The organism is Pseudomonas sp. 1L-C-7-B-C1 (assembly GCF_057291635.1).
Genome location: NZ_JBXAWH010000006.1, coordinates 235,859 through 249,103, shown reverse-complemented (window position 1 = coordinate 249,103; position 13,245 = coordinate 235,859). Strand labels below are relative to the sequence as shown.

11 protein-coding genes are annotated in these 13,245 nt (G+C 58.8%); 6 read left to right on the top strand and 5 right to left on the bottom strand.

Annotated elements, in window-relative coordinates; all coding sequences use genetic code 11:
• Positions 1-66: 66 nt before the first annotated feature.
• A complete protein-coding gene (locus AC0Z8Z_RS12000; RefSeq protein ID WP_485619281.1) occupies positions 67-999 on the bottom strand; it encodes a substrate-binding domain-containing protein in 933 nt (310 codons plus the stop codon).
• Between the two features lie 525 nt (positions 1,000-1,524).
• Between AC0Z8Z_RS12000 and AC0Z8Z_RS11995 the strand changes: the two genes are divergently transcribed.
• The 6 genes from AC0Z8Z_RS11995 (at position 1,525) to AC0Z8Z_RS11970 (ending at position 7,865) form a co-directional block, all read left to right on the top strand.
• Positions 1,525-2,781, top strand: a complete 1,257-nt coding sequence (locus AC0Z8Z_RS11995) for an OprD family porin (RefSeq protein WP_485619230.1) — start codon at positions 1,525-1,527, stop codon at positions 2,779-2,781.
• A 364-nt stretch (positions 2,782-3,145) separates the two neighbouring features.
• Positions 3,146-3,970, top strand: coding sequence for an NAD-dependent epimerase/dehydratase family protein (locus tag AC0Z8Z_RS11990; RefSeq protein WP_485619229.1), 825 nt, complete (start codon positions 3,146-3,148; stop codon positions 3,968-3,970).
• A gap of 66 nt (positions 3,971-4,036) precedes the next feature.
• Positions 4,037-4,924, top strand: a complete 888-nt coding sequence (locus AC0Z8Z_RS11985) for a glucurono-1,5-lactonase (protein WP_485619228.1) — start codon at positions 4,037-4,039, stop codon at positions 4,922-4,924.
• A gap of 86 nt (positions 4,925-5,010) precedes the next feature.
• Complete coding sequence (locus tag AC0Z8Z_RS11980; protein WP_485619227.1) at positions 5,011-5,994, top strand: TRAP transporter substrate-binding protein; 984 nt, start codon at positions 5,011-5,013, stop codon at positions 5,992-5,994.
• A gap of 63 nt (positions 5,995-6,057) precedes the next feature.
• On the top strand, positions 6,058-6,585 hold the full coding sequence (locus tag AC0Z8Z_RS11975; protein WP_122535434.1) for a TRAP transporter small permease: 528 nt from the start codon (positions 6,058-6,060) through the stop codon (positions 6,583-6,585).
• The gene (locus tag AC0Z8Z_RS11970; protein WP_485619280.1) at positions 6,585-7,865 is read left to right on the top strand and encodes a TRAP transporter large permease; all 1,281 of its coding nucleotides are present in this window, start codon (positions 6,585-6,587) and stop codon (positions 7,863-7,865) included. Before AC0Z8Z_RS11975 ends, AC0Z8Z_RS11970 begins: the two co-directional genes overlap by 1 nt.
• 84 nt (positions 7,866-7,949) lie before the next feature.
• On the opposite strand, the gene AC0Z8Z_RS11965 is transcribed toward AC0Z8Z_RS11970, so the two are convergent.
• The 4 genes from AC0Z8Z_RS11965 to pnp form a co-directional block, all read right to left on the bottom strand.
• A complete protein-coding gene (locus AC0Z8Z_RS11965; protein ID WP_485619226.1) occupies positions 7,950-8,909 on the bottom strand; it encodes a sensor domain-containing diguanylate cyclase in 960 nt (319 codons plus the stop codon).
• Positions 8,910-8,912: 3 nt separating this feature from the next.
• Entirely contained in the window at positions 8,913-9,914 is a 1,002-nt protein-coding gene (locus AC0Z8Z_RS11960) for a response regulator (protein WP_485619225.1), read from the bottom strand.
• Positions 9,915-10,371: 457 nt separating this feature from the next.
• A complete protein-coding gene (locus AC0Z8Z_RS11955) occupies positions 10,372-10,722 on the bottom strand; it encodes a BON domain-containing protein (protein ID WP_485619224.1) in 351 nt (116 codons plus the stop codon).
• A gap of 294 nt (positions 10,723-11,016) precedes the next feature.
• Positions 11,017-13,122: a polyribonucleotide nucleotidyltransferase gene (gene pnp, locus AC0Z8Z_RS11950; RefSeq protein ID WP_065987598.1), complete on the bottom strand. Its 2,106-nt coding sequence runs from the start codon at positions 13,120-13,122 to the stop codon at positions 11,017-11,019.
• Between the last annotated feature and the right edge of the window lie 123 nt (positions 13,123-13,245).

Below are 13,245 nucleotides of genomic sequence, written 5' to 3'. Positions count from 1 at the left end.
AACTCACATCAATCTGTGGCGCTCGCCTGGGCCAAAAAAAGTCTCAGGCGAGCAGCGCCACGCCCGTTACCAGCTGAAGGTTTTCGCCTTCGCCTGATCCACCAGTAGGATGTCGACCGGAATGGTCGCCGGGACTTGCGAGCCCCACTTCTTGGCGAGCGCCAGCCCCAGCGCCAGCCGTACCTGGTCGCGAGGGTACTGAGCGGAAGTGGCGATGAACTTGCTGTTGGGCTTCTGGATTTCCTTGATGGCTTCGGGCGCGCCGTCGACGCTGGTCAGCTTGACGTCCATGCCGCTGGACTCGATGGCCGCCAGGGCGCCGAGGGACCCGTTGTCGTTGACGCTGAACAGGCCTTTGAGATTGGGCTGCGCCTGCAGCATGTTTTCAGTCACAGTCAGCGCTTGATCACGCTCCTGCTTGCCGTTCTGAATGCTGACAATCTTGATGTCCTTGTACTTGCCCAAGGCTTCCTTGCAGCCGCGTACGCGCTCAAGAATCGGCACCACCGCGATGCCGTCGAGAATCCCGACGTCACCCTTCTCGCCAATGTGCTTGGCCAGGTAATCGCAGGCCTGCACGCCGGCGTCGAAGTTCTTCGAGCCGACGAAGGAGTCCAGCGGGCCATTGGCCTGAGCGTCCACCGCGACGACCACCACGCCTTTGTCATGGGCCTGCTTGACCGCAGACTGAACGCCGACCGAATCGGTCGGGTTAATGATCAGGATATCGATGCCTTTCTGCAGCATGTCTTCGATGTCGCTGATCTGCTTGGACACATCATGACGCGCGTCAGTGACCAGCAGCGTGGCACCGATGCTGGTAGTGGCGTCCTGAAGGGCGTCCTTCATGGTCACGAAATAGGGGTTGTTGATCTCTTGAAACGAAGCACCGATTTTCAATGGGCCGGTCTTGGCGGCGTCTGCGGCCTGGACATTGATGGCGCTGCCGCAGGCGACGGCCACGGCGAGGGAACAGAGAGCGGCGGAAAAGCCCTTCATGAGGCGAGTTGTCATAGCGAAAAATCCCGTTGTTTTTATTGTTAAAGCGGAAATGTCATCGTTAACATTTTCGAAATTAGCAGAGAAACAGGGGGTTCGCAATATCCGCCGGTAACCGTTGGTAAGCCCGGGATGACGACCGCTGGCGAGTTTCCCGAGCTGGCGCGTTGACAGCGTACAGATCTCTGCCGATACTCCAAATCGCGTTGTACGACAACGCATAACCGATAACAAAAATAAAAAGGAATGCTTCCATGACGATGACAGTCAATCGGCGCCTGTCGCCCCGCGTTATCCGCCACACCTCCCCCTCTCTTTGTGTTCCACCTGCCTCTCTCGTGCCTGTGCGCGCGTGTGTTTTCGCCGACGCACCCGCGAGCGAGTGATCAGCGACGGCCGTTTCGATCAGGCAGTGAGCCTCATTCAAAACCGGTGACGTGAGCACCCCTGTCCACGCCTGCGGCGCCTCGGCGGCGACCTTCGGTGCGGGACCGTTTTGTCAACAGAAAGGGAGAACAATAAGTAATGAAGATCCAGACCAACCGTTCGTGGCTGTTGCTTGGCGCTGGCAGCGTCGCCTTCAGCCTGCCATTGATGAGCCTCGCTGAAGGTTTTATCGATGACACCAAGGCCACGCTCAACCTGCGCAATGCCTACTTCAACCGCAACTTCACCAACGCGGCGAACCCGCAGAACTACGCCGAAGAATGGACGCAAAACTTCATTCTCGATGTGAAATCGGGCTTTACCCCGGGCACGGTTGGCTTCGGCCTCGATGTGCTGGGCCTGTACTCGCAAAAACTCGACGGCGGCAAAGGCACCGGCGGTACTCAACTGTTGCCTATCCATGATGACGGACGCCCCGCGGACAACTTTGGCCGCCTCGGTGTGGCAGCAAAGGCGCGGCTTTCCAATACGGAATTGAAGATTGGCGAATGGATGCCAGTGTTGCCGATACTGCGTTCCGATGACGGCCGGTCGCTGCCGCAAACCTTTCGCGGCGGGCAGATCACCTCCAAGGAAATCGCCGGCCTCACGCTGTACGGCGGCCAGTTCCGCGGCAACAGCCCACGCAACGACGCGAGCATGGAAGACATGTTCATGAACGGTAAATCCGCCGCGTTCAAGTCGGACCGCTTCAACTTCGGTGGCGGCGAATACACCTTCAACGAGAAGCGCACCCAGGTCGGGCTCTGGTACGCGCAGCTGGAAGACGTCTATCAGCAGGAGTTTCTGAACCTCATCCACAAGCAGCCGATCGGTGACTGGACCCTGGGCACCAACCTGGGCTACTTCCTCGGCAAAGAGGACGGCAACAAGCTGGCCGGCGAGCTGGATAACAAGACCGCCTACGCGATGCTGTCCGCCAACTACAAAGGCAACACCGTCTACCTCGGCCTGCAGAAGGTCTATGGCGATGACCAGTGGATGCGCGTCAATGGCACCAGCGGCGGCACCCTGGCCAACGACAGTTACAACTCCAGCTACGACAATGCCAAGGAGCGCTCCTGGCAACTGCGTCACGACCTGGACTTCGCGATATTCGGCATCCCCGGCCTGACGATGATGAACCGCTACATCAGCGGCGATAACGTGCACACCGGCACCGTGACTGACGGCAAGGAGTGGGGACGCGAGTCCGAGCTGGCGTATACGGTGCAGAGCGGCACGTTCAAAAGCCTCAACGTGCGGTGGCGCAACTCGTCGATGCGGCGTGATTACAGCACCAACGAGTTCGACGAAAACCGGGTGTTCATCAGCTACCCCATTTCGCTAATGTAAGGGGCAAACGCTGTCGCATGCAGTCAGTGGGACCGGCTTTGGTCGGGAAGACGTCGGCCGTCACACCGCAAACGTGATGCTGCTCGAACTGACCTCTTCCCGGCTGAAGCCGTTCCTACCATAGGCATGCATTCCCCTGGTGGGACCGGCTTTAGCCGGGAAAGCGTCGGGCGTCACACTGCAATGTGAAAGCACGGCATTCTCTCGGCATCTGGGCAGTTCGGACGAACATTTCAGACAGGCGTCGGATGGCTTACACCTTCGTCGCGTTGACAAAATTTGCGGGCCCTGTTGATAATCCCGCAAGCGTCATACGACAACCGATGACACCATAAAAACAACATCAGAATCAGGGCTTCCCACGATGACTGAATTCAACGCCCAGGCCCCGCTCAACCGCATTTTGCTGACGGGCGCCGCTGGCGGCCTCGGTAAAGTCCTGCGCGAAAGCCTGCGTCCGTTTGCCAAGATCCTGCGTCTCTCCGATATCGCCGACATGGCACCGGCGGCCGGCCCGCGCGAAGAAATCCAGATCTGCGACCTGGCCGACAAAAACGCAGTCCACCAGTTGGTCGAAGGCGTGGACGCCATCGTCCACTTTGGCGGCGTCTCGGTAGAGCGCCCTTTCGAAGAAATCCTCGGTCCGAACATCTGCGGAATCTTCCACATCTACGAAGCGGCGCGCCGGCATGGCGTGAAGCGGGTGATCTTCGCCAGCTCTAACCACGTCATCGGTTTCTATCGTCAGGACGAAGTCATCGACGCCAGCGCCATGCGTCGCCCGGACAGCTACTACGGTCTGTCGAAGTCCTACGGCGAAGACATGGCCAGCTTCTACTTTGATCGCTACGGCATCGAAACTGTCAGCATCCGCATCGGCTCTTCATTCCCTGAAGCACAGAACCGGCGCATGCTCGCCAGTTGGCTGAGTTACGACGACCTGACCCAGCTGATCGAACGCGGACTGTTCACTCCGAACGTCGGCCACACCATCGTTTACGGCGCTTCGGACAACAGCACGGTCTGGTGGGACAACCGCCTGGCCAATCACTTGGGCTATCAGCCGAAAGACAGTTCCGAACAGTTCCGGGCCAAAGTCGAGGCGCAGCCGATGCCGGCTTCCGACGACCCCGCCATGGTGTACCAGGGCGGTGCGTTCGTGGCGTCCGGGCCGTTTGGCGACGAGTAAGACTCAACGACGGCCAGGCCGACTGTGAGGTCGGCCTCTTATAATAAAAATCACGGAATGATCGTCATGGACGCAGAGCTGATTCTCGATGCACGTAACGCGACCGGTGAATCGCCGGTCTGGAACGCCCAGGAACAGGCGCTCTACTGGGTCGACATTCCGGCCCGTCGCCTCCATCGCTGGAGCCCGCAAGACGGTCTCACCACGAGTTGGGAAACGCCGGAGATGCTCGCCTGCATCGCCCGCTACAGCGACGGCAGCTGGCTGGCCGGCATGGAGAGCGGCCTGTTCCGCCTTCATCTCCAGGACGATGGCACTGTCACCACGCAACTGCTCAGCAGCGTCGAGCACGCGACTGACAACATGCGCTTCAACGACGGTCGCTGCGACCGCCAGGGCCGTTTCTGGGCCGGCACCATGTTCATGGACATGGCGAAGGCACTGACCGTGGGTTCGCTGTATCGCTACAGCGCCGGCCAGGCCGATCCGCTGACTGCCCAGCTTACCGACATGATCGTACCCAACGGCCTGGGCTTCAGCCCGGACGGCCGCGTCATGTACCTCTCGGATTCACACCCTTCCGTGCAGAAAATCTGGGCGTTTGATTACGACACCGACACCGGCACGCCGCACAACCGCCGCCTGTTCGTGGACATGAACCAATACGCCGGCCGCCCCGACGGCGCAGCGGTGGACGCCGATGGCTGCTACTGGATCTGCGGCAACGATGAAGGCGTGATCCATCGTTTTACGCCTGCGGGCAAGCTGGATCGCTCGCTGAGTGTGCCGGTGAAAAAGCCCGCCATGTGCGCCTTCGGCGGCTCGAATCTGGACACCCTGTACGTCACGTCCATCCGCCCCGGCGGCGACCTCAGCGACCAGCCCCTGGCCGGTGGCGTGTTCGCGCTAAACCCAGGCGTCAAGGGACTCGAAGAACCCCTGTTCAAGGGCTGAGCCTCAGGCCAGCTCCGTCGCTCCACCGCATTAAAAATGCCCCACCGTTCTATCTGAAAAAACAATAACAACACCGGAGAACATCCATGGACGTCAAACGCAAGTTGCTCCTCGCCGCACTCCCTCTGGCGCTGTGCCTCTCAAACACAGCGCTGGCGGACATCAAAATCAAGTTTGCCGAAGTACACCCCGCAGGCTATCCGCCCGTTGTCGCTGAACAGGACATGGGCAAAAAGCTGGTAGAGCAAAGCAAAGGCGAGATCAGCTTCAAGATGTTCGCCGGCGGTGTACTCGGCTCCGAGAAGGAAGTCGTGGAACAGGTCCAGGCCAACGCCGTCCAGATGACCCGCATCAGCCTCGGCATCGTCGGGCCGGTGGTACCGGACGTGAACGTATTTAACCTACCTTTCGTGTTCCGCGATCACGCCCACATGCGCCACGTGATTGATGGCCCGATCGGCCAGGAGATGCTCGACAAGATCACTAACTCCGAAGCCAAACTGGTCGCACTGGCCTGGATGGACGGCGGCACACGCAACCTCTACACCAAGAAACCGGTACGCACCCTGGCCGACCTCAAGGGCATGAAGATCCGCGTGCAGGGCAACCCAGTGTTCATCGACACCATCAACGCAATGGGCGGCAACGGCATTGCCATGGCGACAGGCGAGATTTTCAGCGCGCTGCAGACCGGCGTGATCGACGGCGCTGAAAACAACATGCCAACCCTGCTCGAACACAACCACTATCAGAACGCCAAGTTCTACACCCTCACCGAGCATCTGATCCTGCCGGAGCCGGTGGTGATGTCCAAAGCCGCCTGGGAAAAGCTGAACCCGGAGCAACAGGCGCTGGTGAAGAAGCTGGCGGTCGAAGCTCAGGCTGAAGAACGCGTGCTGTGGGACAAGAAGTCAGCCGAGAGCGAGGCCAAGCTGAAGGCGGCAGGCGTCGAGTTCATCACGCTGACGCCTGACCAGAAGAAGGCTTTCTATGACGCAACAGCCGAGGTGCGGGCCAAACATGGCGCGCCTTACGCTGACCTGATGAAGCGCATCGAAGCCGTTCAATAAGCCCTTCAGCCCGATAACACTGCGGTGACGGCCCCGGCCGTTCACCGTCGTTGTGGTGAGCCTATGAAAAACACGATTCTGCGCTTCAATGACGCACTGTATCGCCTCTGCATCGGGATCGCGGGCCTGTCGATGCTGACCATGGCGCTGATCATCCCTTGGGGCATCTTCGCCCGCTACGTCCTGGGCACCGGCTCCAGCTGGCCGGAACCCACCGCCATTCTGCTGATGGTGGTGTTCACCTTCTTCGGCGCCGCCGCAAGTTATCGGGCCGGTGCGCACATGGCGGTCAACATGGCCACCGACCGCCTGCCAGAAAACGCACGTAATGCTGCCGCAGTGCTGGTGCAGATTCTGATGGCGGTGGTCTGCGTGTTCATGGCGGTCAAGGGCATGAAGCTGTGCCTGAACACCTGGAACCAGTTTCTGGGCGAGATGCCAGCGCTGCGGGTTGGCATCTCCTATCTGCCGATTCCCATCGGCGGCGTACTGACGCTGATCTTCGTCCTGGAGAAGCTGTTTCTGGGTGACCAGCGTCACCGTCGGGTGGTGAGTTACGACGTGGTCGAATCCAGCGAAGAGGCAGCATGATGGACGCATTTATTCTGTTGGGCAGCTTCATCGCGCTGATCCTGGTCGGCATGCCGGTGGCGTTCGCCCTCGGCCTGTCTGCGCTGATCGGCGCGTGGTGGATCGAGATCCCGTTCGACGCGCTGATGATTCAAGTCGCGGGTGGCGTGAACAAGTTCTCGTTGCTGGCGATCCCGTTCTTCGTACTGGCCGGCGCGATCATGGCCGAGGGCGGGATGTCCCGTCGGCTTGTGGCGTTCGCCGGGGTTCTGGTGGGCTTCGTGCGCGGCGGCCTGTCGCTGGTGAACATCGTTGCCTCGACGTTCTTCGGCGCCATCTCCGGCTCGTCGGTTGCCGATACGGCGTCGGTGGGTTCGGTGCTGATCCCGGAAATGGAGCGCAACGGCTATCCGCGGGACTTCTCCACGGCGGTGACGGTGAGTGGTTCGGTGCAAGCATTGCTGACACCGCCCAGCCATAACTCGGTGCTGTACTCGCTGGCCGCCGGTGGCACGGTGTCGATCGCGTCGCTGTTCATGGCTGGCATCATGCCAGGCCTGTTGCTCAGCGCCGTGATGATGGTGCTGTGCATGATCTTCGCCCGTAAGCGTAATTACCCGAAAGGCGAAGTGATACCGCTGCGCAAGGCGTTGAAAATCGCCGGTGAAGCCCTGTGGGGCATGATGGCGATGGTGATCATTCTGGGCGGCATTTTGTCGGGCATGTTCACGGCCACCGAGTCCGCAGCGATCGCAGTGCTGTGGGCGTTCTTCGTCACCATGTTCATCTACCGCGATTACAAATGGCGCGACCTGCCCAAGCTGATGCATCGGGCCGTGCGCACGGTTTCCATCGTGATGATCCTGATCGGTTTCGCCGCCAGCTTCGGTTACATCCTGACGCTGATGGAAATCCCGATGAAGATCACCACGGCGTTTCTGACGCTGTCGGACAACCGCTACGTGATCCTGATGTGCATCAACGTCATGTTGTTGCTGCTGGGCACGGTAATGGACATGGCGCCACTGATCCTCATCCTCACCCCGATCCTGCTGCCGGTAATCGTCGGCATCGGCGTCGATCCGGTGCACTTCGGGATGATCATGCTGGTCAACCTGGGCATCGGTTTGATCACGCCGCCTGTAGGGGCCGTGCTCTTCGTGGGCGCTGCGGTGGGCAAGGTCACGATCGAGGCCACAGTGAAAGCGCTGCTTCCCTTCTATGTCGCACTTTTCCTGGTACTGATGGCGGTGACGTACATTCCTGCGATCTCGCTGTGGCTGCCAAGCGTGGTGCTGTGATTACGGTGACAAAAAGAAAAGCTGTTGAACTGAAAACGCCCTCCTAGTGAGGGCGTTTTACTGTCGGTGCCTGCGTAGTCGCCTTCAATCCGAGGCATCCACTGACACGCGATTGCGCCCGTTTTTCTTGGATTCGTACAGCGCCTGATCCGCCCGTTCGATCAGCATCTTGTAGTCGTCCATCGGCGAGGTCATGTCAGCGACACCCAGGCTGATCGTGCAATGAATGGCTTCGCCTTCCTGCATGACGTCCAGCGCCTCGACGGCCGCGCGCAGACGCTCGGCAAACATGGCGCCCCCCTGCTTGTCGGTGTCCGGCAGCAGCACTGCGAACTCTTCGCCACCGTAACGGCCGGCGATGTCAGCGTCACGGATGTGCTCACGCACCACGTCCGCCACCCGCTGGATCACCCGATCACCGCATTGATGGCCAAAGGTGTCATTCACGCGCTTGAAGTGGTCGATGTCGAACATCACCAAAGCCGCCGACGAGCCGTACCGCACGTGCCGTGCATGCTCCAGACGCAATGCTTCTTCCCAGTGGCCGCGGTTGTACAGGCTGGTCAGGCGGTCGGTGCTCGACAGCTTCTGCAGCTCGCGGTTGGCCGCCTGCAATTGCAGACGGTTCGTCGCCACATCGGTGACGTCGTAGATCACCAGGCACACATGGGTCACCGCCCCGGTCGTCGACCGCAGGGGATACATCGTGGTGTTCTGGTACATGAAGTCTTCTTGCCCGGTGATGGGCTGATAGCTCTTGAAATGAACCAGATAAGGGCGCTGCTCCCAGATCGTGAACGCTGGCGTGCCGAGGGTAATCACGCTGTCGATCTTGTTCTTCAGCCAGCGTTCGTTGATCTCCGGAAATAACGAAAAGAACGAACGGTTCGCCGCTTCATACGACAGTATCCCGGAACGGTTCTCCATGAAGGTGTTCCAGACCTGCACGCGGTATTCCTGATCCAGCACCACCACGCCGACGTCGATGTTCTGCGTCACGGTAAGCAGCCAGTGCAATTCCTTGAAATCGATACGATCGTTCATGAATCAGCTCATCAAATGGGCGAGTTTCCGCGACAGCAGCTCGACCGAGTCCTCGGTGAACAACATCAACAGATCGAAATGGATGTTATGGCCTTCCAGGCTGTAACTGATCTCCACAGCCAGCGTCTTCTTCCAGCGCCGCTCATTGAGACGGATCAGCTCTTCAATGCCGCTATGCAACCCCAGCACCTGGGGGTGGCTTTGGGAAAATGCGACGTCGAGCTCCTCCGCAATGCCGCTCAGGCAGGCTCCGATCAGGATGGAAGACAGATCCAGCAACATCTCCATATCAGAGTAGTCGGCATCGTCGATTTTCATCAACTGCGCCATATCGGCGATTTCCGAATCATGGAACAACAACAGCGCTTCGCCGGCGATGCCGCCACCGATATAGCCCTGACACACCGCCGTGAGCCGGTCGTTGGCCTGTGCATCGGACAACGCCATGTGCAACTCGCCCACTTCCAGCATATTGACGTTGGGCAGCGGCAGTTGCACAAACACGCCCAACACCCTCGCCAGCAACGCGGCCGCGCGGCCCATCGCGACGTTCACGGTCTCGCGGAATGCATCATTGAAACTGATGGGGGACTGGTCGACGCTCAATGCCGGGGCGACCGACTGATTGGCGCTCTCCCCCAGCAAGCCCAGCCGCTGAAGGGTCTGCTGCAGCTGATCTGGATCGGCCGGTTTTTTCAGAAACGCGAGTGCGCCCAGTTCGAGGGTACGACGCACCGCCTCTTCCTGAACGTCGCCGGAGACAATAATGACGCTGGCTTGCAGGTTTTCCGCGCGAATGGCGGCCAACGTCTGGTAGCCGTCCATGTCCGGCATCGTCAGATCCAGCAACACCACGCTGCCCAGGCCCTGACGAATCGCCTCGACCCCTTCACGGCCATTGGTCGCCGTGGTCACTGACACATCCCACTCAGGCGGCAGGGATTTCATCAGCTGCTTCCGCGCCATATTGGAGTCGTCGCAAATCAATAAGGGAATCGTGGGCATTTACTTCTCACAGCAAAAGAGTTTCAGGCCTGGGCCGATGCAAGGCAGCGCCATTATGGGTGAACAGTGCTTCGCACCAGACTGTAGTTGATGACGGCAGATCAAGGCATTGAGACTGTGGGTAGTTTCTCCACCGAATCCACAAGGGGCTGCGTGATATGCAAGTAATGTGCTCATCAGAATTCGATCATTCCGAACAGATGGATGTCATCAACTCATTTGGATAGTAAGTCGCGCTGTAGCGTAGCGCACCGCGAGTGCAGAGCCTACGTAAGATGCTCCCGAGCTAGCGGAGCAGGCTGAAAGACGCACGGAAATCAGCGCACAAAAAAGCCCCGACGCGAGCGCCGGGGCTTCTGATGACCACATCACTGTGGCCTTCGGGTGAACCGCGAATCAGTCAGCTGACGACTTTCCCACTGTCAGCCGATGGTTCCGCATGTTCTACCGAGTGGAATTACTCAGCTTTCAGGCCATCAGCCGAAACAGCCTTAACGCCTTCGATTTTCTTGGTGATGGCTACAGCAGTTGTTTTCTGTGCTTCAGTCACAGCAACAGTCGACGACAGGGAAACCACGCCTTTGTTAGTCTCAACCTTGATGTCGGAGCCTGGAATGCCTTTTTCGGTTACCAGGTCAGCTTTGACCTTGGTGGTGATCCAGGTGTCAGAGGTAGCCTCTTTGGTTTTGGCAACTTCGTTTGCAGCTACAGTCATTGGCGCTTGAGCAGAGGTCTGAGCCATGGCTACGTTAGCCATAGTCAGAGTCAGAGCAGTGGCGGTAGCAGCAGCAATAGCGAACTTCTTCATACGGGTAACTCCTGTTTTTCTCAGAATCTGCGCCAATCTCGTTGGCTGCAGGGTTACTGGTATATCGCAAGCGCTGTGCCAACCCGCGCTCACAGATATATTCCTTATGAATCAACGACTTATATTTTCATGGATCCGCAGCTGTCGTGCAGATTGCCCGCTTTAAGAAAGTTCCACTTGCAAGATGCATGTTCTGACGAGCCGCCGTAGTCTGGTTTTCGTTTCTAAGCCATTAATTGCATTCAAAAAAAAGAGCCCCGAAGGGCTCTTTTTATCAGCTACAGAAGAGAGGGTTTAAACCCCCGACGCCTTGGCAGCTGCGACGTCTTTGATCGACAGCTTGATGCGGCCGCGGTTATCCACGTCCAGTACCAGCACTTCGACTTCCTGACCTTCTTTCAAGATGTCGGTGACTTTCTCAACGCGAGCGTCGCTCAACATGGAGATGTGCACCAGACCGTCTTTGCCCGGCAGGATGTTGACGAACGCGCCGAAGTCGACAATGCGCTCGACCTTGCCAACGTAGATCTTGCCGATCTCGGCTTCAGCGGTAATACCCAGAACGCGCTGACGTGCAGCTTCAGCCGCTTCCTTGGTTTCGCCGAAGATCTTGATCGAGCCGTCGTCTTCGATGTCGATCGACGCTTTGGTCTCTTCGCAGATGGCACGGATGGTCGCGCCGCCTTTGCCGATCACGTCACGGATCTTGTCGGTGTCGATCTTCATCGCGATCATGGTCGGCGCGTTTTCCGACAGCTCGGTGCGCGACTGACCGATGATGGTGTTCATCTGACCCAGGATGTTCAGACGCGCTTCCAGCGCCTGACCCAAAGCGATCTCCATGATCTCTTCGGTGATGCCCTTGATCTTGATGTCCATCTGCAGCGCGGTCACACCTTTGGCGGTACCGGCCACTTTGAAGTCCATGTCGCCCAGGTGGTCTTCGTCACCCAGGATGTCGGTCAGGATGGCGAACTTCTCGCCTTCTTTAACCAGACCCATGGCGATACCGGCAACCGGCGCCTTCATCGGAACACCAGCGTCCATCAGGGCCAGCGAAGCACCACAGACCGAAGCCATGGAGCTGGAACCGTTGGACTCGGTGATTTCCGATACGACACGAATGGTGTACGGGAACACGTCGGCAGCAGGCAGCATGGCCTGAACCGAACGGCGGGCCAGACGGCCGTGACCGATTTCACGACGACCTGCGCCACCCATGCGACCACACTCGCCCACCGAGAACGGAGGGAAGTTGTAGTGCAGCATGAACGGGTCTTTTTTCTCGCCTTCGAGGGTGTCGAGCAACTGAGCGTCACGCGCAGTACCCAGGGTGGCCACGACCAGCGCCTGAGTCTCGCCACGGGTGAACAGTGCAGAACCGTGAGTCTTCGGCAGAACGCCGACTTCGATGTTCAGCGGACGCACAGTCTTGGTGTCGCGACCATCGATACGCGGCTTGCCGTTGACGATGTTCTCGCGAACGGTGCGGTATTCGATTTCGCCGAAGGCTGCTTTCACTTCACTTGCGGACGGGCTGCCGTCTTCAACAGCCAGCTTGGCAACGATCTGATCCTTCAGCTCACCCAGGCGAGCATAACGATCGGCCTTGACGGTGATGGTGTAGGCCTCGGAGATCGCTGCGCCGAACTCGGAGCGGATGGCGCCCAGCAGTTCAGTGGCTTCGGCTTTCGGCGCCCAGTTCCAGGTTGGCTTGGCAGCTTCGGCGGCCAGCTCTTTGACGGCCTTGATAACCGACTGGAATTCGTCGTGGGCGAACAGCACGGCGCCCAGCATCTGGTCTTCGGTCAGTTCTTTGGCTTCCGACTCAACCATCAGTACCGCTTCTTCGGTACCGGCAACGACCATGTCCAGGCTCGATGCTTTCAGTTGCTCGTAAGTCGGGTTCAGCAGGTAGCCGGTGCTCTCGTGGAAAGCAACGCGCGCGGCACCGATCGGGCCGTCGAACGGAATGCCGGAGATTGCCAGGGCAGCCGACGTACCGATCATCGCAGCGACGTCCGGATCGGTTTTCTTGCTGGTGGAGACGACAGTGCAGACAACCTGCACTTCGTTCATGAAGCCTTCTGGAAACAGTGGGCGGATCGGACGGTCGATCAAACGCGAAGTCAGTGTTTCTTTTTCGGAAGGACGGCCTTCACGCTTGAAGAAACCACCAGGGATCTTGCCAGCGGCGTAGGTCTTTTCCTGGTAGTGAACGGAAAGAGGGAAAAAGCCTTTGCTCGCGTCTGCATGCTTGGCGCCGACCACAGTCACGAGAACGGTGACGTCGTCGTCAACGGTGACCAATACAGCACCAGAGGCTTGACGGGCAATGCGGCCAGTCTCGAGGGTTACGGTCGATTGACCGAATTGAAATTTCTTGATTACCGGGTTCACGGTTTCCTACCTTCTTTGTGGCTCTTGGGGAACTGGTTTCTTGCGAATTCTTGGGCAGCGAGGGGAATCGGACCCTTCGGCAGCCCAGATACAACTAGAGGCTGGGAGCCCGCCAGCCCACTG

Excerpts from the sequence above, each read along its gene's own strand:
- AC0Z8Z_RS11985 (WP_485619228.1), top strand. The coding sequence starts at position 4,037 with ATGGACGCAGAGCTGATTCTCGATGCACGTAACGCGACCGGTGAATCG.
- AC0Z8Z_RS11995 (WP_485619230.1), top strand. The coding sequence starts at position 1,525 with ATGAAGATCCAGACCAACCGTTCGTGGCTGTTGCTTGGCGCTGGCAGC.
- AC0Z8Z_RS11980 (WP_485619227.1), top strand. The coding sequence starts at position 5,011 with ATGGACGTCAAACGCAAGTTGCTCCTCGCCGCACTCCCTCTGGCGCTG.
- AC0Z8Z_RS11970 (WP_485619280.1), top strand. The coding sequence starts at position 6,585 with ATGGACGCATTTATTCTGTTGGGCAGCTTCATCGCGCTGATCCTGGTC.
- AC0Z8Z_RS11975 (WP_122535434.1), top strand. The coding sequence starts at position 6,058 with ATGAAAAACACGATTCTGCGCTTCAATGACGCACTGTATCGCCTCTGC.
- AC0Z8Z_RS12000 (WP_485619281.1), bottom strand. The coding sequence starts at position 999 with ATGAAGGGCTTTTCCGCCGCTCTCTGTTCCCTCGCCGTGGCCGTCGCC.
- AC0Z8Z_RS11990 (WP_485619229.1), top strand. The coding sequence starts at position 3,146 with ATGACTGAATTCAACGCCCAGGCCCCGCTCAACCGCATTTTGCTGACG.
- AC0Z8Z_RS11955 (WP_485619224.1), bottom strand. The coding sequence starts at position 10,722 with ATGAAGAAGTTCGCTATTGCTGCTGCTACCGCCACTGCTCTGACTCTG.
- AC0Z8Z_RS11960 (WP_485619225.1), bottom strand. The coding sequence starts at position 9,914 with ATGCCCACGATTCCCTTATTGATTTGCGACGACTCCAATATGGCGCGG.
- AC0Z8Z_RS11965 (WP_485619226.1), bottom strand. The coding sequence starts at position 8,909 with ATGAACGATCGTATCGATTTCAAGGAATTGCACTGGCTGCTTACCGTG.